17 protein-coding genes and 4 pseudogenes are annotated in these 16,148 nt (G+C 62.0%); 12 read left to right on the forward strand and 9 right to left on the reverse strand.

All coding sequences use genetic code 11. The features are described from left to right. Nucleotides 1-76 precede the first annotated feature (76 nt). From G5575_RS11755 to pth, 3 genes and pseudogenes are all read left to right on the forward strand, one after another. Nucleotides 77-1,144 (forward strand): ribose-phosphate pyrophosphokinase, encoded by a 1,068-nt coding sequence (locus G5575_RS11755; RefSeq protein WP_164534473.1) that lies wholly within the window; start codon nucleotides 77-79, stop codon nucleotides 1,142-1,144. Nucleotides 1,145-1,149: 5 nt separating this feature from the next. Then, nucleotides 1,150-1,778, forward strand: a pseudogene (locus G5575_RS11760) (50S ribosomal protein L25/general stress protein Ctc). Between the two features lie 66 nt (nucleotides 1,779-1,844). After that, nucleotides 1,845-2,543 carry an aminoacyl-tRNA hydrolase gene (gene pth / locus G5575_RS11765; RefSeq protein WP_164534474.1) on the forward strand — a complete coding sequence of 233 codons (699 nt, stop codon included), beginning with the start codon at nucleotides 1,845-1,847 and terminating at the stop codon, nucleotides 2,541-2,543. Between the two features lie 460 nt (nucleotides 2,544-3,003). On the opposite strand, the pseudogene ychF reads toward pth, so the two are convergent. Continuing rightward, nucleotides 3,004-4,100, reverse strand: a pseudogene (ychF, locus tag G5575_RS11770) (redox-regulated ATPase YchF). Between the two features lie 284 nt (nucleotides 4,101-4,384). Here ychF and G5575_RS11775 point away from each other — a divergent pair. The 6 genes and pseudogenes from G5575_RS11775 (at nucleotide 4,385) to G5575_RS11800 (ending at nucleotide 8,096) form a co-directional block, all read left to right on the forward strand. Beyond that, a complete protein-coding gene (locus tag G5575_RS11775) occupies nucleotides 4,385-4,855 on the forward strand; it encodes a hotdog family protein (RefSeq protein WP_164534475.1) in 471 nt (156 codons plus the stop codon). After that, entirely contained in the window at nucleotides 4,852-5,409 is a 558-nt protein-coding gene (locus G5575_RS11780; protein WP_164534476.1) for a MaoC family dehydratase, read from the forward strand. Before G5575_RS11775 ends, G5575_RS11780 begins: the two co-directional genes overlap by 4 nt. Nucleotides 5,410-5,440: 31 nt before the next feature. Beyond that, on the forward strand, nucleotides 5,441-5,785 hold the full coding sequence (locus G5575_RS11785; protein ID WP_164534477.1) for a hypothetical protein: 345 nt from the start codon (nucleotides 5,441-5,443) through the stop codon (nucleotides 5,783-5,785). Nucleotides 5,786-6,030: 245 nt separating this feature from the next. Next, a pseudogene (locus tag G5575_RS11790) lies at nucleotides 6,031-7,049 on the forward strand (TerC family protein). A 177-nt stretch (nucleotides 7,050-7,226) separates the two neighbouring features. Next, on the forward strand, nucleotides 7,227-7,628 hold the full coding sequence (locus G5575_RS11795; protein ID WP_164534478.1) for a VOC family protein: 402 nt from the start codon (nucleotides 7,227-7,229) through the stop codon (nucleotides 7,626-7,628). Nucleotides 7,629-7,691: 63 nt separating this feature from the next. After that, nucleotides 7,692-8,096 (forward strand): GFA family protein, encoded by a 405-nt coding sequence (locus G5575_RS11800; RefSeq protein WP_164534479.1) that lies wholly within the window; start codon nucleotides 7,692-7,694, stop codon nucleotides 8,094-8,096. A 113-nt stretch (nucleotides 8,097-8,209) separates the two neighbouring features. Here G5575_RS11800 and G5575_RS11805 read toward each other — a convergent pair. From G5575_RS11805 to petA, 5 genes and pseudogenes are all read right to left on the reverse strand, one after another. Continuing rightward, nucleotides 8,210-8,744, reverse strand: a pseudogene (locus G5575_RS11805) (adenine phosphoribosyltransferase). 22 nt (nucleotides 8,745-8,766) lie between these two features. Continuing rightward, on the reverse strand, nucleotides 8,767-8,961 hold the full coding sequence (locus G5575_RS11810) for a hypothetical protein (protein WP_164534480.1): 195 nt from the start codon (nucleotides 8,959-8,961) through the stop codon (nucleotides 8,767-8,769). 128 nt (nucleotides 8,962-9,089) lie between these two features. Then, nucleotides 9,090-9,947: a cytochrome c1 gene (locus G5575_RS11815; protein WP_164534755.1), complete on the reverse strand. Its 858-nt coding sequence runs from the start codon at nucleotides 9,945-9,947 to the stop codon at nucleotides 9,090-9,092. Between the two features lie 14 nt (nucleotides 9,948-9,961). Further along, nucleotides 9,962-11,212, reverse strand: coding sequence for a cytochrome b (locus G5575_RS11820; protein ID WP_164534481.1), 1,251 nt, complete (start codon nucleotides 11,210-11,212; stop codon nucleotides 9,962-9,964). A 13-nt stretch (nucleotides 11,213-11,225) separates the two neighbouring features. Then, nucleotides 11,226-11,762 (reverse strand): ubiquinol-cytochrome c reductase iron-sulfur subunit, encoded by a 537-nt coding sequence (petA, locus tag G5575_RS11825; protein ID WP_407924860.1) that lies wholly within the window; start codon nucleotides 11,760-11,762, stop codon nucleotides 11,226-11,228. Nucleotides 11,763-11,974: 212 nt separating this feature from the next. On the opposite strand from petA, the gene G5575_RS11830 reads away from it, so the two are divergent. From G5575_RS11830 to G5575_RS11840, 3 genes are read left to right on the forward strand one after another with little or no spacing between them, the layout of a single operon-like run. Beyond that, nucleotides 11,975-12,439 carry a tRNA (cytidine(34)-2'-O)-methyltransferase gene (locus tag G5575_RS11830; protein WP_164534483.1) on the forward strand — a complete coding sequence of 155 codons (465 nt, stop codon included), beginning with the start codon at nucleotides 11,975-11,977 and terminating at the stop codon, nucleotides 12,437-12,439. A gap of 16 nt (nucleotides 12,440-12,455) precedes the next feature. Beyond that, nucleotides 12,456-13,325 carry an oxygen-dependent coproporphyrinogen oxidase gene (hemF, locus tag G5575_RS11835; RefSeq protein WP_164534484.1) on the forward strand — a complete coding sequence of 290 codons (870 nt, stop codon included), beginning with the start codon at nucleotides 12,456-12,458 and terminating at the stop codon, nucleotides 13,323-13,325. 58 nt (nucleotides 13,326-13,383) lie between these two features. Next, complete coding sequence (locus tag G5575_RS11840) at nucleotides 13,384-13,578, forward strand: DUF1059 domain-containing protein (RefSeq protein WP_164534485.1); 195 nt, start codon at nucleotides 13,384-13,386, stop codon at nucleotides 13,576-13,578. Nucleotides 13,579-13,606: 28 nt separating this feature from the next. Here the strand turns inward: G5575_RS11840 and G5575_RS11845 are convergent, their stop codons facing one another. Genes G5575_RS11845 through G5575_RS11855 form a run of 3 tightly spaced genes read right to left on the reverse strand, consistent with a single transcriptional unit; the run spans nucleotide 13,607 to nucleotide 15,980 of the window. Then, nucleotides 13,607-14,776, reverse strand: coding sequence for a CCA tRNA nucleotidyltransferase (locus G5575_RS11845; protein ID WP_164534486.1), 1,170 nt, complete (start codon nucleotides 14,774-14,776; stop codon nucleotides 13,607-13,609). Further along, complete coding sequence (locus G5575_RS11850; protein WP_164534487.1) at nucleotides 14,773-15,390, reverse strand: CoA pyrophosphatase; 618 nt, start codon at nucleotides 15,388-15,390, stop codon at nucleotides 14,773-14,775. Before G5575_RS11850 ends, G5575_RS11845 begins: the two co-directional genes overlap by 4 nt. Before the next feature lie 41 nt (nucleotides 15,391-15,431). After that, nucleotides 15,432-15,980 (reverse strand): GNAT family N-acetyltransferase, encoded by a 549-nt coding sequence (locus G5575_RS11855; RefSeq protein ID WP_164534488.1) that lies wholly within the window; start codon nucleotides 15,978-15,980, stop codon nucleotides 15,432-15,434. Nucleotides 15,981-16,148 lie beyond the last annotated feature (168 nt).

Consider the following 16,148-nt stretch of genomic DNA (forward strand, 5'->3'; position numbering starts at 1 on the left):
CCGAACCGACCCGCTAATGGTGCCGCGAAACTGGTAGGTCCCACCCCTCAGGACCAGTTGATCAAGGATTGCGCCGATGAAGCTGGTGACCGGTAACTCCAACCGTCCGCTCGCGCAGGCTGTCGCCAGCTACCTCGAACTGCCGCTCTCCGACTGCACCGTCAAGCGCTTCAACGACAAGGAGGTGTTTGTCGAAGTGCATGAAAACGTCCGCGGCGAGGACGCCTTCATTATTCAGTCGACGAGCTATCCGGCCAACGACAACCTGATGGAGTTGCTGATCCTCACCGATGCGCTGCGCCGCTCCTCGGCTCGCCGCATCACTGCCGTCCTGCCCTATTTCGGCTATGCCCGCCAGGATCGCCGTGCCACCGGCCGAACGCCGATCTCGGCCAAGCTGGTCGCCAATCTTATCGCCGAAGCCGGCGTCAACCGCGTCATCACTCTCGATCTCCATGCCGCGCAGATCCAGGGCTTTTTCGATATCCCCACCGACAACCTTTATGCCGCGCCGATCATCACCCGCGACATCCTCGACAATTATAAGCTCGACAACACCATGATCGTTTCGCCCGACGTCGGCGGCGTGGCCCGTGCCCGAGCCGTGGCGCAGCGGCTGGGAACGGATCTTGCCATCGTCGACAAGCGCCGCCCCAAGGCCGGCGTCTCGGAAGTCATGAACATCATCGGCGACGTATCGGGCCAAAGCTGCATCCTCATCGACGATATCGTCGATAGCGGTGGCACGCTGGTCAATGCGGCCGACGCGCTGCTCAAGGCCGGTGCCAAGGATGTGGCAGCCTATATCACGCATGGCGTGCTGTCGCAGGGCGCGGCGGAACGCATTGCGGCGAGCAAGCTCAAGGAGCTGGTGATCACCGACTCGATCCTCGAGACCGAAGCGGTCAAGGCCGCGGCCAACATCCGCCGCATGTCGATCGCGCCACTGATGGGCGAAGCCATCGCCCGCACCGCCAGCGAACAAAGCGCGTTTCGAGCCTTTTCGACTAGGGCAGAACGGGCAAGTCTCGCCTTGCTCCTACCCCACCTTTCCTCTATATCCCGCGCCATGAAGCGCTCGTCACCCCTGGAGGACGGGCGCGTATGCTGTTGTAGTGACGCATACACCAACCAGAATGGATGATTTCCATGGCTGCCAACAAGGTGCTCAAGGCACAGGCGCGTGAGGGAGTGGGCAAGGGGGCCGCTCGTGAGCTGCGTCGTCAGGGACTGGTTCCCGCTGTTATTTATGGTGACAAGAAGCCCCCGTCACCGTTTCCGTTGCCTACAAGGACGCCCACAAGGCGATCTATGCCGGCGGTTTCAAGTCCCACGTTCTCGATCTCGATGTCGACGGCACCGTTCACCAGGTGATCCCGCGCGACTACCAGCTCGACGTGGTCAAGGACCAGCCGATGCACATCGACTTCCTGCGCGTTTCGGGCAATGCCACGATCCACGTCGAAGTGCATGTGAACTTCATCAACGAAGAAAAGAGCCCCGGCCTCAAGCGCGGCGGCACGCTCAACGTTGTGCGTCACACCGTCGAACTGATCGCCCCGGCCAACTCGATCCCCGAAGAAATCACCGTTGATCTCTCCGGCACCGAAATCGGCGACTCGATCCACATCTCCGCCGTCACCCTGCCGTCCGGCGTGACTGCTGCGATCACCGACCGCGACTTCACCATCGCGACCGTGGTTGCTCCGTCGGCGCTGAAGTCGGCTGGCGAAGAAGGCGAAGACGCTGCTGCCGAAGCCCCCGCTTCGGAAGAGTAATCTTCGAGCCTTTCTGCTAAGTCTTGGGGCGGCCTGCGGGTCGCCCTTTTTGTTTGGAGCTCCCCAATGAAACTCCTTGTCGGCCTCGGCAATCCGGGCGGCCAGTACGAAGGCAACCGGCACAATATCGGCTTTATGGCGATCGACGCCATTGCTCGTGCCCATGGCATCGGCCCGTGGAAGACCAAGCATGGCGGCCAGATCGCGGAAGGCGTGATCGGCGGCGAGCGGGTCATGCTGCTCAAGCCACAGACTTTCATGAACAAGTCGGGCGACAGCGTCCAGCAGGCCGCGCGCTTCTTCAAGATCGACTTGACCGACATAGTGGTCTTTTACGACGAACTCGATCTTGCGCCGGGCAAGGTCCGGGTCAAGGTTGGTGGCGGCAATGGCGGCCATAACGGGCTGCGCTCGATCGACCCGCAGATCGGACTCGACTATAAGCGCGTCCGCTTGGGCATCGGCCATCCGGGCAAAGAATTCGTGACGCCACACGTTTTGGGCGATTTCGCCAAGGCCGACAAAGCCTGGCTCGAGCCGCTGCTCGATGAACTTGCGCGCCAGGTCGGGCTGCTGATCAAGGGCGACGATGCCGGTTTCATGAACAAGCTGGCTTTAGCTGTGCAGAGCGAAGGGGAAAAGAAAGGGGAAAAGCCAGCGCAAAGCCATGTGCGCCAGGCGCGGGCCGCCAAGCCCCAGGCCGAAGTGCCCAAGAGCGGACCTTTAGCCGATATGCTGGCGAAAATGTTCGGCAACAAGGACTAGGCATGCCCAAGCGTCGCCCGGCCTTACGGCGTCGCGGTGGCACGGTGAGAAGCGGCCTTCGCCCCCAATGGGGTGGATAAATGAAGAGGCGAAAGCCGCTTCGCACGATCGGGATTTTCTGCGCACGCCTCGGGCGCCCACTCAATAAGATGGTGGCCAGCGTCGGCATCCACGCACCCATCCAGGCGACCCCGGTTAGCCCGTCTCCCCACCCGATACTTCGTCGGCACCGCGTGTTGCCGGTGGGGATGAAGGGAGAGTAGCGCAGAGGGATGGGGGTGGGGATAAGATGGGTAAGTTGGCACCGACTCCCTCTCCCGTTCACGGGAGAGGGGGACCGCCGGTAGGCGGTGGAGAGGGGTGCAGGTTGGCTGACTTCGGAGTGCGGCACCCCCTCCACCACGCATTCGCGTGGTCCCCCTCCCCGCGGGCGGGGAGGAAAGTGACCGAGCTCGATATGTCAGGTATTGAACTTGAACAGCATGACGTCGCCGTCCTTGACGACGTATTCCTTGCCTTCGTCGCGGGCCTTGCCGGCTTCCTTGGCAGCGACTTCGCCGCCCAGGGTTACGAAATCATCGAAGCCGATGGTTTGGGCGCGGATGAAGCCGCGTTCGAAGTCGGAGTGGATGACACCGGCGGCCTGGGGGCGCGGTCGCCCTTGTGGATGGTCCAGGCGCGGGTTTCCTTGGGGCCAACGGTGAAATAGGTCTGCAGACCAAGAAGGTCATAGGCGGCGCGGATCAGGCGATCGAGGCCGGCCTGGTCGAGTCCGAGCGAGGAAAGGTATTCGGCCTGTTCCTCGTCGGGCAATTGCGCCAGCTGCGACTCGATTTCAGCCGAGATGACGACGACGCCGGCATCGTTGGCCTTGGCGTATTCTTCGACCTTCTTGGAGAGCGCATTGCCGGTGGCAGCGGAGCCTTCGTCGACATTGCAGACGTAGAGCGCCGGCTTGCTGGTGAGGAGCTGCAGTTCCTGGAAGGCCTTTTCTTCCTCGGCATCGCGCTTGACGAAGCGGGCAGAGCGACCTTCGCGGAGGACAGCAAGCGAACGATCGATGAGCTCGAGCGTGAGCTTGGCGTCCTTGTCATTGCCCTTGGCCTTCTTCTCGACGCCAGCGCGGCGCTTTTCGAGGCTCTCGAGGTCGGCCAGCATCAGCTCGGTCTCGACCACTTCGGCATCGGCGATCGGGTCAACGCGATTGGAGACGTGGATGACATTGGGGTCTTCGAAACAGCGCAGCACATAGGCGATTGCATCGGTTTCGCGGATATTGGCGAGGAACTGATTGCCCAGGCCTTCGCCCTGCGAGGCGCCTTTGACGAGGCCGGCAATGTCGACAAAGCTCATGCGCGCCGGCAGAATCTGCGCCGACTTGCCGATCGTCGCGAGCTTTTCGAGCCGGTGATCGGGCACCGACACTTCGCCCACATTGGGCTCGATGGTGCAGAACGGGAAGTTGGCAGCCTGCGCTGCGGCGGTGCGGGTCAGCGCATTGAAAAGCGTCGACTTGCCGACATTCGGCAGGCCGACAATGCCCATTTTGAAGCCCATGGGTATCTCCGGGAAATCGTTGCGCTCCACTTGGGTCGGAATGGGCGGGATGTCAATGCGGGCGGGCCGAGAACGCCACTCCGGCGACCCCACCCCACCCTCAATCCCTCCGCATCCAGGGGAGGGAGGCGATGAACATTAGCCTGCGCTGGCTATAATGCATCGGCTCCTGCGCATCCCTCCCCTCAATGGGGAGGGAACGAGGGTGGGGTGGAGCCACACGCAAAGACTTGTTCTCGCTTCGGGACCATGCCAAAACCGCCGTTGACGTATAGGGCAAGCCAATGACCAATCCTGTCACCATTAATCGTCGCCACTTCGAGGATCTCGCGGTGGGCGAAATCATCGCGCTGGGACACACCCATGTCAGCAAGGAGATGATCATCACCTTTGCGCGAGTTCGATCCGTTTCCGTTTCATCTCGACGAGGAGGCCGCCAAAAAGAGCCTGCTTGGCGGGCTGGCCTCAAGCGGATGGCAGACGGGGGGCTCAGTCTGCGCATGCTGGTGGATACATTTCTGGGCAAGATCGCCTCGGCAGGCGGGCTTGGGTTCAAGGACCTCAAATGGAAGACGCCGGTCATGGTCGGCGACACGATCGGCGGCACGGTGACCGTTGCCGAGCTGCGCCGCTCCGCCAGCCACCCGCAATGGGGCATCGTCACCATGGTTTTTGATGTTCGCAACCAGAAGGACAAGCCGGTGCTGACGATGCGGCTGACCAATCTGGTCGAATGCCGCGAGGTTGCGGCATGACGCGCTGGTTCGAAGATATCGTCATCCACGAAGCCTTCCCGCTCGGCAGCCATACCTTTGCCGAAGACGAGATCATCCGCTTTGCGAGCCTCTACGATCCGCAATATTTCCACGTCGATCCCGAACTGGCCAGGCACAGCCACTTCGGTGGTCTCATCGCCTCTGGCTGGCATACGGTGAGCGTGGGTCATCGCAAGATGGTGGATGCGCTCGAAGCCGAAGAAAAGCGGCTCAAGGGCCTGGGCAAAAGCCCGGGTGTTTCCGGCCCCTCGCCCGGCGTCAATGCGATGGAGTTCAAGACGCCGGTGCGGCCTGGCGACACGGTGACCTATGAGCTGGTGGTAACCGGTAAGCGCGCGTCGAACTCCATTCCCGGCTGGGGTCTGTTGTTCAACCGCATCTCGGCCGTTAATCAACGGGGCGAACTCGTCTATCGCGCGGATCTTGTCGGCTTTTCCAAGCTGCGCGACTACCGCATGCCGGCAAAGCTCAAACTGTTGCTGGCGCTCACCAACGTTCCTGTTCTCGGAAAGCTGATCAAGCGCGGCTCTTGATCAATGTGGGGCGGCTCGGCACTGTCGAGTTATGCGCCGATTCGCCCTTGTTCTCGCCCTCACCGCTCTCTCCGCAGCCCCTGCTTTCTCGCAGGCTTTTTCGGGCAATTGGAGCTGCCGCGACGCATCCACCAATCGCGTCGGCATTCTCACCATCTATGGTGACGTCTATGGCTGGGCCGCGCGCGCGGTGAACGATCCAAGCTCGGGCACCGGCACCATCACCGCCTACCAGGACGGCGTCGGCATCAATGACGGCAATCTGCGCGGCAATGGCAATATCCAGGCCGGGCGCATCATCAACGACCCGACCTATGGCTTCGCACTGCAGCTCGAGACGGCGGAAGCCATCGTCATGCTGTGTAACCCGCGTTGATTTCGCCGAGTAGACCTCATCCTGAACCTGTGGAAGGACGAGGTCGTGGCAACAACGCCTCCACTCGCTCGACCTCGTGGTTCGACAGGCTCACCATGAGGTCTCAGATGCGTTTCGAAATTGGCCGCTTGAACTTTTCCGCCAAATAGGCATTTTAGAGAGGCAAGGCCGGGCCCCTCTGGTCGTAGCGTTCTGCTGCGGCGATGTCGGAATTGCTCCACTACTCTCATGGAGAAGGTCCGGCGATGGAATCGCTTTTTGCCGCCCTTTCGGGCGATTTTCTAGGTACTCCCGTTTATTTCTGGGTCGCGTTTATCGCGATCGTTATCGCTCTTCTGGTCTTTGACCTCGGCATCCTGCACAAGGACGAGCACGAGATCGAAGCCAAGGAGAGCCTGCTGCTCTATGGCTTTTACGTTGCGATCGCCCTGGCCTTCGGTGCCTGGGTTTGGTGGCAGCGCGGCGCCGAGGCAGGGCTGGAATTCTATACTGGCTATCTGCTCGAACAGAGCCTGGCGATGGACAACATGTTCGTCATCGCCACGATCTTCGGCTTTTTGGCCATCCCCGCATCTACCAGCACCGCGTGCTGTTCTGGGGCATTTTGGGTGTGATCCTGTTCCGCGCCGTGCTGATCGGTCTCGGTGCAGCCGTGGTCAACCAGTACAACTGGGTGCTCTTCGGTTTCGGTGCTTTCCTCGTGTTCACTGGCATCCGGATGTTCAGCCACAAGGACGAGGAACCCAACCTTGACGACAACAAGACCTTCCAGTTCATCACCAAGCGCTTCCGGGTGACCAAGGAACTGCATGGCCGTGCCTTCACGGTCAAGCAGCCCGACCCCAAGACCGGCAAGATCGTCACCTGGCTGACGCCGCTAGCCGTGGCGCTGATCATGGTGGAAGTGGTCGATCTCGTGTTCGCGGTCGACTCAGTGCCCGCCGTCTTCGCGGTGACGCAGGATACGTTTATCGTCTACACGTCCAATATCTTCGCGATTTTGGGCCTGCGTTCGCTCTACTTCGCGCTTGCGGCGATGATGAACCGCTTCCGCTACCTGCAGGTGTCGCTGGCGATCATCCTGGTTCTGGTCGGTATCAAGATCTTCCTTGTGCCGCTCCACATCCACATCGATACGCTTCTGAGCCTTGTCGTGACGCTCTCAATCCTGGCGGGCGGTATCCTGTTCTCGCTGTGGAAGACGCGCAACGAGCCCAATATCAGCGCCGTCGACCATCCGGAAACCGGACAGCTCGAGCCGTAACGAAAAGCCAAAGGGCCGGTGCAAACACCGGCCCTTCTCTTTGCGACATGCGCAAAGCCAGACAGGCGTCTACGCTTGGTGATGACTTGTCCGTGGGCAATAAACTTGTGCCACCAATTTCCCCGACTCTCGCCGCAATTGCCGGTTAGCCAAGATTAAACGACAAAGGAGATCGGCATGGGTGCCATCCACGAAATCGTCTTTGACTGCGACAAGCCGGCCGAACTCGCCGCCTTCTGGGCAGAGCTTCTCGATGGCTACGAGGTGCGCCCTGCGCCGGTCGCCGGCGACGCTATCAGCGCGGCGCTTGGGCTTGAGATCCAGGACCCGACCACGGTTGTCATCGATGGCACTGGCCCCTCGATTTCGTTTCAGAATGTCGATGGACAGCGCCCGGACAATAACCGCGTGCACTTCGATGTGCAGGTGACCGATCGTGCGTCCACCGTCGAACGCCTCAAGGAAGCCGGCGCCAGCCTCGACCGCGTCTTGCCGACCTATACGGTGATGCGCGACCCCGAGGGCAACCAGTTCTGCCTCTACGATCGTCCGGCCGAAGCAGCACGCGCTGCTGCGTAACTGCTGACAATAATTGTCGTGAAAAGGTGAAACACTCGGCAGGTCCCGACAAGGAGTTCCGACATGTCCCTCACCGCTTCCTGCCATTGCGGCGCCGTCAAGGTCGAGCTATCCGCCGAGCCGAATAACGCCCATGAATGCAATTGCAGCTTTTGCCGGCGCAGCGGCGCCATCTGGTCGAATTATCCGCGCGAGCAGATCACAGATGGCCCGACGGACCAGCAGGCAATCTATTCTGCCAACGACGGGCCAAACCGCCATTACTTCTGCGCGCATTGCGGCATGCACGTCTGGGGCGATTCCCCGGACTGGTCGTCAGCGTTCAATAATGACGGTACACCGAAGGACGGCGTCGATCCGAACGTCGTGCCGGATAAGCGGTCATATCAGGTAAACCTGCGGATGATCGATGGGTTGGCGCTCGACAAGATCGACATCGAGCAGATGGACGGCCTCAACAACTGGTAAGCTGAATTTTCAGTAGACCTCATCCTGAGCATGTCGAAGGACGAGGTTGTGGCAGCGATCGTTGCCCGACCTCGTGGTTCGACAGGCTCACCATGAGCTCTTACGAAATGATGCTAGTGGCCCTCGAAGCCCATCAGGGCGTTGACCGAAACGCCCCCTCTGCGGCGAGCTTGTTGGCGCCGCCGAGGTCGGGGAGGTCGATCACGAAGGCGGCGTCCTTGACCGTAGCGCCGGTGCGGCGCAGAAGGCCCACGGCAGCGATGGCAGTGCCGCCGGTAGCGATGAGGTCATCAACGAGGAGCACCGTGTCTCCCTGCCCGACCACGTCAGCATGGATCTCGATCGTGTCGACGCCGTATTCAAGCGCGTAGTTCTGGCCGATGGTTTCGCCCGGCAGCTTGCCCTTCTTGCGGATCGGCACGAACCCGGTGCCCAGCGCGATGGCCACGCCGGCGCCGAAGATAAAGCCGCGCGCTTCGATGCCGGCGACATGGGTCACGCCCTGGCCGCGATATTGGGCGGCGATGCGCTCGACGCTTTCCTTGAAGCCTTCGGGATGCTCGATCAGCGTGGTGATATCCCGGAACAGAATGCCCTTTTAGGATAATCGGGGATCGTGCGGACGAGCGACTTCAGGTCGAGCGACATCGATGGCCTTGAGGATAGAGAACTAGGACTTGTTGCGGCCAAGCACATGCCGGGCGATGACGCCGGCATTGTAGGCGACACTGCGTGTCGTGGTAATCGCGGTTTCGCGGGCCTTGGGATTGCTGACCACGGCGGCGACGCCGGCGCGCACCACGGGATGGCGGCTGATCGTGAGGGCAGTGCTGACAACGGCTACGGCCAGGCGAACAGCGGACATCGCAATCTCCTCGAACAATTGCGCCGAATATCGTTGCTGGGGGCGGCCTTGGCAAGGGCCTCGCGCCCTTGTGGGCTCAAAAGCAAAGGGGCCCCGCAGGGCCCCTTCAAATTTTCCAATCCGAACACTTAGTGCTCGATGCCGGCCCAGATCTTGCGCTTGGTGGCCCACATCAGGGCGGCAAAACCGACAAGGAATAGCAAGACGACGAAGCCGGTCTGCTTGCGTCCGGCCAGGTGCGGCTCGGCCGTCCACATCATGAAGGCAGCGACGTCGGTCGAATACTGCTCCAGCGTTTCCGGAACGGTCTGGCCGTCTTCGCCTGGCTCATAGGTCACCGAACCATCAGCGATCGGTGGCGCCATGCCGATGGCGTGGCCGGGGAAGTAGTCGTTGTAGTACTTGCCATCCGGCAGCTCGAAGCCTTCCGGAGCCGTTTCCGGCACTTCCTCGTGGTAGCCGTTCAGCAGCGCATGGATATAGTCCGGGCCGCCTTCCTGGTAACCGGTGAAGTAGTTGAAGGCCCAGGTCGGGAACGGGTCGGAGACGCCGCGCGCCTTGGCAAGGACCGAGAAGTCCGGCGGCAGGGCACCGCCATTGGCGTCGCGGGCTTCCTGGTCATTGGCGAAGGGCGACGGCCAGCGATCGGCCGGGACAGCCGGGCGAACGCCGTCGACGGCAGTCGCGTCAGCCACTTCGTACTCGGCCGCGAGGGCCTTGACCTGCTCTTCCGAGAAGCCCGGACCGCCTTCTTCGTTGAGATTGCGGAAGGCGAGCAAGCGTGCGCTATGGCAGCTGGCGCAGACTTCGCGGAACACCTGGAAGCCGCGCTGCAGCTGATGCTCGTCATAGGTGCCGAAAATGCCGGCAAAGCTCCAGGGCTGACGCTCGATATGAGGCGTCGAGCCATGGTCCTGCGCCTGGGCGACTGAGCCGAGGCCGATCAGGGCGGCGACGGTTGCGATGATGATCTTGGTCTTGAACATGGATTTGGCCTCGATCACGCGTGTGCCTTGCCGAGAACGCTCTCGGAAATGCTGGTCGGCAGCGGCGCCGGTGTTTCGATCCGCGACAGCACCGGCAGGATCACCAGGAAGTGGATGAAGTAGTAGGCGGTGCAGATCTTGGCGAGGATCACGTAGATGCCCTCGGCCGGAGCGGCACCGAGATAGGTGAGGGCAATAAAGTTCACCAGGAAGATCAGGAAGAACCACTTGAACATCGGCCGGAAGTTGCCCGAACGAACCTTGGACGTATCCAGCCAGGGCAGGAAGAACAGGATCAGGATCGAAGCGCCGAAGAAGATGACGCCGAGCAGGCCCGAGTTAATGAAGAGGAAGTTGAAGTCGATGGCACGCAGGATGGCGTAGAACGGCAGGAAGTACCATTCGGGCACGATGTGCGACGGGGTCACCTGCGAGTTGTACATCACGTAGTTGTCCGGGTGACCCAGGATGTCCGGCGCGAAGAACGCGAACCAGACGAACGGGATCAGGAACAGGACCATGCCGAAGAGGTCCTTCATCGTGTAGTACGGGTGGAACGGCACCGTGTCGCGGCTCGACTTGACGTCGACGCCGACCGGGTTGTTGTTGCCCGGCACGTGGAGCGCCCAGATGTGGAGGGCAACGACGGCTGCGATCACGAAGGGCAGCAGGTAGTGCAGCGAGAAGAAGCGGTTGAGCGTCGGGTTGCCGACGGTGAAACCGCCACGCAGCAGCTCGAGCAGTGGCGTACCGACGATCGGGATATAGGAGAAGATGTTGGTGATGACCTGCGCAGCCCAGCCCGACATCTGGCCCCAGGGCAGAACGTAGCCCATGAAGGCGGTTGCCATGGTGAGGAGGAAGATCAAAACGCCAAGGATCCATAGGATCTCGCGGGGCGCCTTGTAGGAGCCGTAATACATGCCGCGGAAGATGTGGATGTAGAGGGCGACGAAGAACATCGAGGCGCCGACGGCATGGAAGGCCTGGATCATGCGGCCGCCATTGACGTCGCGGCGGATGTGCTCGACGGAGTCGAAGGCCATCGCCACGTTGGGCGTATAGTGCATGGCCAGGATGATGCCGGTGACGATCTGGATACCCAGGCACATCACGAGAATGGCGCCAAACGTCCAGAAGTAGTTGAGGTTCTTGGGCGTCGGGAAGTCCATCAAGTGTTCTTTGGCGAAACGGACTACCGGCAGGCGATCGTCGAACCACTTCTCGACGGCATTATTCGGCGTGTAGGTCGAATGTTCGGACATCGGATATTCCCCACTAACCGATCTGGACCAGCGTATCGCTGACGAAATTATAGGGCGGCACCACAAGGTTCTTGGGTGCGGGACCGCGGCGGATACGGCCGGCGGTGTCGTAGTGCGAGCCATGGCACGGACAGAACCAGCCATCGAAATCGCCCGATTCACCGACCGGTACGCAACCGAGATGGGTGCAGCTCGCAATCATCACCAGCCACTGTTCGTGGTCCGGCTTGGTGCGCTGCTCGTCGGTTTCGGGGTCCTTGAGGTCGGCCAGCGGCACGGCCTTGGCTTCCTCGATTTCGGCGGCGGTGCGGTGACGCACGAAGACCGGCAGACCGCGCCAGGTGATGGTCACCGACTGGCCTTCTTCGATGGCGCCGACATCGAATTCGATGGTGGCGAGCGCCAGGGTCGAGGCGTCGGGATTCAGCTGGTTGATCAGCGGCCAGACCACTGCGGCGGCGCCGACGGCGCCGACGGCGCCTGTGGCGATATAAAGAAAGTCCCGCCGGTTGGTGGATGAATGTTCGGTGTGCGTGGCCAAGGTCCGTATCCCCGTCGATCTACACTTGACGGAGCCGGCGCCCCAAAGGTCGTCCGCGCGGGCGGAATCGACCGCGGCCGCCCTCAAGCGGTCCGTCAGTTGGCCCACCTTTTGCACTGTCACCGACACTTGTCCAGTGCGCGGGCGGTGACAGCGATCAACTGCGACACTATACCCGTGCACGGCCCGGAAACCGGGCGCTTTTGCTCTGGAAAACCAGCTTGTCCCTCGACCTTGCCCTCTACCAGCCCGACATCGCGGCAAATACCGGAACATTGCTGCGGCTCGGCGCTTGCCTGGGCGTGCCCGTCCACGTGATCCACCCGGCAGGCTTTGCCATCACAAGGGCAAACCTGGCGCGGTCCGGCATGGACTATCTGGACCACGCCAATCTCGTCGAACATGCAAGTTTTACGGCGTTCGAAGAGTGGCGTAGCGGGCGGCGGCTGGTCTTGCTCACGACCAAGGCGAGCCAATCGGCCTACGAATGCGACTACCGCGACGGCGACATCCTGATGCTCGGACGCGAAAGCGCCGGTGTCCCGGACGAGGTCGCGGAGATTGCCGACCTGCGGGTGCGGATCCCGATGCAGCCCGGTTTGCGCTCGATCAATGTGGCCGTGGCAGGCAGCATGATACTGGGCGAGGCCATGAGACAGATTGGCCGCTTTACACAGCTTTCCTGAAGGTTCATTCCCCGCCATGACCCTGCCTATCGACATCGAAGACAAGAAAATCGTCGCCAGCGCCTGGTTCCGCACGCTGCGCGACCGCATCTGCGCCGAACTGGAAGCGATCGAGCGTGAGGTGACCGGCCCGCATGCGCAGATGATCCCAGGCAGCTTTCAGCGGTCGCCCTGGGACCGCGCGGCAGGTGGCGGCGGCGAGATGTCGATGCTGGGTGGCCGCGTGTTCGAAAAGGCCGGCGTTCATATCTCGACCGTGCATGGCAATTTTTCGGAAGATTTTGCCAAGCAGATGCCGGGCACCGAGGCCGGAACGAGCTTCTGGAGCTCAGGCATTTCGCTGATCATCCACCCCTGGAACCCCCATGTTCCGGCGGTTCACATGAACACGCGGATGATCGTCACCGGAAAGCAATGGTGGGGCGGTGGCGCGGATCTCACGCCGGTGCTCGATGCGCGGCGGACGCAGGACGATCCGGATACGGTGGATTTTCATGCGGCGATGCAGGCAGCCTGCGACAGGCCGGGCGTCGATTACGGTCGGCTCAAGGCTTGGTGCGACGAGTATTTCTTTCTGCCGCATCGAAACGAGCATCGCGGCATCGGCGGCATTTTCTACGACCACTTCAATACCGGCGATTGGGACGCCGACTTTGCCTTTACCCAGGCGGTCGGCGAAGCATTCCTCGATGTGTATCCGCGCCTGGTGCGGCGCAATTTCGAGAAAAGCTGGAGCGAGGCCGAGCGCGACGAGCAGTTGGTGCGGCGCGGGCGCTATGTCGAGTTCAACCTGCTTTACGATCGCGGCACAACCTTTGGGCTCAAGACCGGTGGCAACGTCAATTCGATTCTCTCGTCATTGCCGCCAGCTGTGAAGTGGCCCTGACCGGAACCACGCTCGCTGCCAAGCCGTTTCTTTAGACAGCCCAAGAAGGAGGTCTGAGATGAAACGATTTGATTCCGGCACCCTGATCCCTGGTTCCACCTGGCGCGCCGAGGCCGAGTCCGTGGCCGAAGTGGTTCGCCGGGCGGTCGAGAACCTCAAGAATTATCATGGCGAAACCGAAGTTCGGCCGGAAATGGTCGAGCGCATTAAGGAGCGCATCGTCGATGTCGATGATGGTGCGACCAAGCACTGAATGACGAAAGGGCGTCCCGCGGGGCGCCCTAAATTTTTGCGAGCAGTTCTTCGGTGGTCAAGGAAAACCCGCTCTCGACCCAGATGCGCTCCAGCTTTTCAAGAGTCGCGCCGAGGGCTGGGCCGGGCTGCATGCCCTGCGCCAGGAGATCCTTGCCGCTGACCGGCAAGGGCGAAACGGGAAGACGGCCGAGTTCGCGCGCCGCTTCCATCAGCCGCTCGCGTGGCCAGATTTCGCGGGCGGCCGCTAAAGCCAGACCTTCCACAGCATCCTCGCCATAACGATACGCAGCCCAGCCGGTCTTCCCATCGGCAAAGAGGTCGGCGGCTCGGGCAATGCTCGTGGCTGTGTCGACCAGCGCGTTGGACAGGCGCCAGTCGTCGCGAAGGGTCTCGATGCTGTCGCCTGCGAGAAGGGCAAGACGCGTCTCAAGCCGTTTTCCGCCCAGGGTTTCGTATTGGACGAGAGCGCGGAGGGCGGCTTCATCGGCCGCGATCAGCCCGATCTCGGCCATGACTGCCAGGGTGCGGGCAACGTGCGGCAGCGCCAGCATGCGGATCATTTCGCTGCCGATGCGCTCGCGCGACAGATGACTGAGCCAGCCGACCGCTGCGCGGCAGGCGGCCATACCGTCAGCGTCGAAGAGCTCGCCGCCATGGCTCGCGGAAAAGCGGAAGAAGCGATAAACGCGCAGTCCGTCTTCCTCGATGCGCTTTTCGGCATCGCCGATAAAGCGGACGCGGCCATTGAGCAGGTCCCCTGCCCCGCCCAGCGGGTCGAAAAGGGTGCCGTCGGCGAGGCAATAGAGGGCGTTGAGCGTAAAATCGCGCCGCTCGGCATCAACGAACCAGTCGGTGCCGAAAGCGACTTCGGCATGGCGGCCATCGGTTGCGACATCGCGACGGAGGGTGGTGACTTCGACCACGGTGTCATCGAGCCGCAGAGTGACGGTGCCATGTTCGATGCCGGTGGGATAGGCAGCGATGCCGGCGGCCTTGGCTCTTTGCATGACGGTGACCGGCAGGAGTTCGGTGGCCATGTCGATATCGGAATGCTCGCGGGTGCGGCCGATGAGGCTATCGCGCACCACGCCGCCGACGGCCCGCGTGCGGCCTTGATCGCCGTCGAGAGCGGCAAAAATCGCCTGCACCGCCAGGCGATTGAGCCATTCGGCATCGGTGAGCCGGTCAGGGATCATGCGGCAAGGCCCAGCGTCAGGTCGCGGAACTGGCGAGTGAGATTGGCGGTGATGCCCCAGATGCGATGACCGTCATGGTCGATCTGCCAGGTCGAATGCGCCTTGCCATTGCGACTGACACTGAAGCGACCATAGGCGGCGGAGTCGAGAATGCGGCTCAGCGGCACTTCGAAGACGGAATGCACTTCGCCCGGATTGGGCACGAAGGGGCCGCTGGGGAAGACTTCGGCGACGACGGGCGTGATCAGGTAATTGGTGCCGGTATAATAGGTCGGCATGAAACCGAGCACGCGCGCTTCTTCGGCCAGCATGCCGACCTCCTCATTGGCCTCGCGCAGGGCGGCGGCGGCCGCATCGGCATCGTCGCGGTCGACCTTGCCGCCGGGAAAGGCGACTTGCCCGGAATGGGCCCGCAGGTCCGGCGAGCGCTCGGTGTAGAGCACGGTGTGGCCTTCGGGGCGGCGGACAAGCGCGATCAGCACGGCGGCGGGGACCGGTGGGCGGGAGAATGGGGTTTCAGGCGCCCAGTCGGGCACAAGTGCGCCGGAATGTTCCGGCGGCTTCCGAAGAAGCCGCTGGGCAAGATTTTCAAGAATGTCGGTTTGATCTGGCATGTGGCCCAAATGTAGTCGAGCCAACAACCGGCGCAAGTCGGCTACGCCCCTGCCTCGAACGCCGCGATCGGGCCCTTGAGGGTTTTGGCGAGGTCCCTGTCGTCCGAAAGCAAGAGGACGCGGCTGGTGTCCACCGGGCCTGGGAACTGGATGTTGCCGGGCGTGGTGATTTCCCAGCCGAGCGGGCAGTAATAGTCCTGGTCGCCGACCAGGAGCACGAACTTGCCTTCGCCGCGGGCCAGGGCGCGCTTGCTGACTTCGCGGGCGAGGAGCTTGCCGGCGCCGCGCTTGCGGAAATTGGGGTGGGTGGCGAGCGGGCCCAGCATATAGCCCTTGATGCCGCCGACGCTGATCGGGGTCATCCAGACCGAGCCGGACGGAGTGCCGTCGACTTCGGAGATCAGGCTGAGCGACGGGTCGATTGGAAAGCGCTCGCGCACCCGGAAGGCGGTGCGCGCAAAGCGGCCTGGCCCAAAGGCAATGGCCTGCAGGTCCTCGACGAAGGCATCGTCGGCGGGTGTTGCGGGCCGCACATGGGGTTGACCGGACAGAGGGGCAGCAGCGGCCTCGGCCGCACCGGAAATGGTCATTGGGCAATCCAGAAAAGGTGCAGGAGCATTCGCGGCCGCCTTTTAGCTTCCGCATCTAACGACCAACTAGGGTCGTCGGTTCGACTGCAAAACCTTCACCATCCTGGACGCCTCCACGTCTGAATCCGCATTAGCACCAGCGCGGGCACGCGTAAACAGGAATGCGAA

It is taken from the genome of Devosia aurantiaca, from assembly GCF_011058215.1.
Taxonomy (GTDB): domain Bacteria; phylum Pseudomonadota; class Alphaproteobacteria; order Rhizobiales; family Devosiaceae; genus Devosia; species Devosia aurantiaca.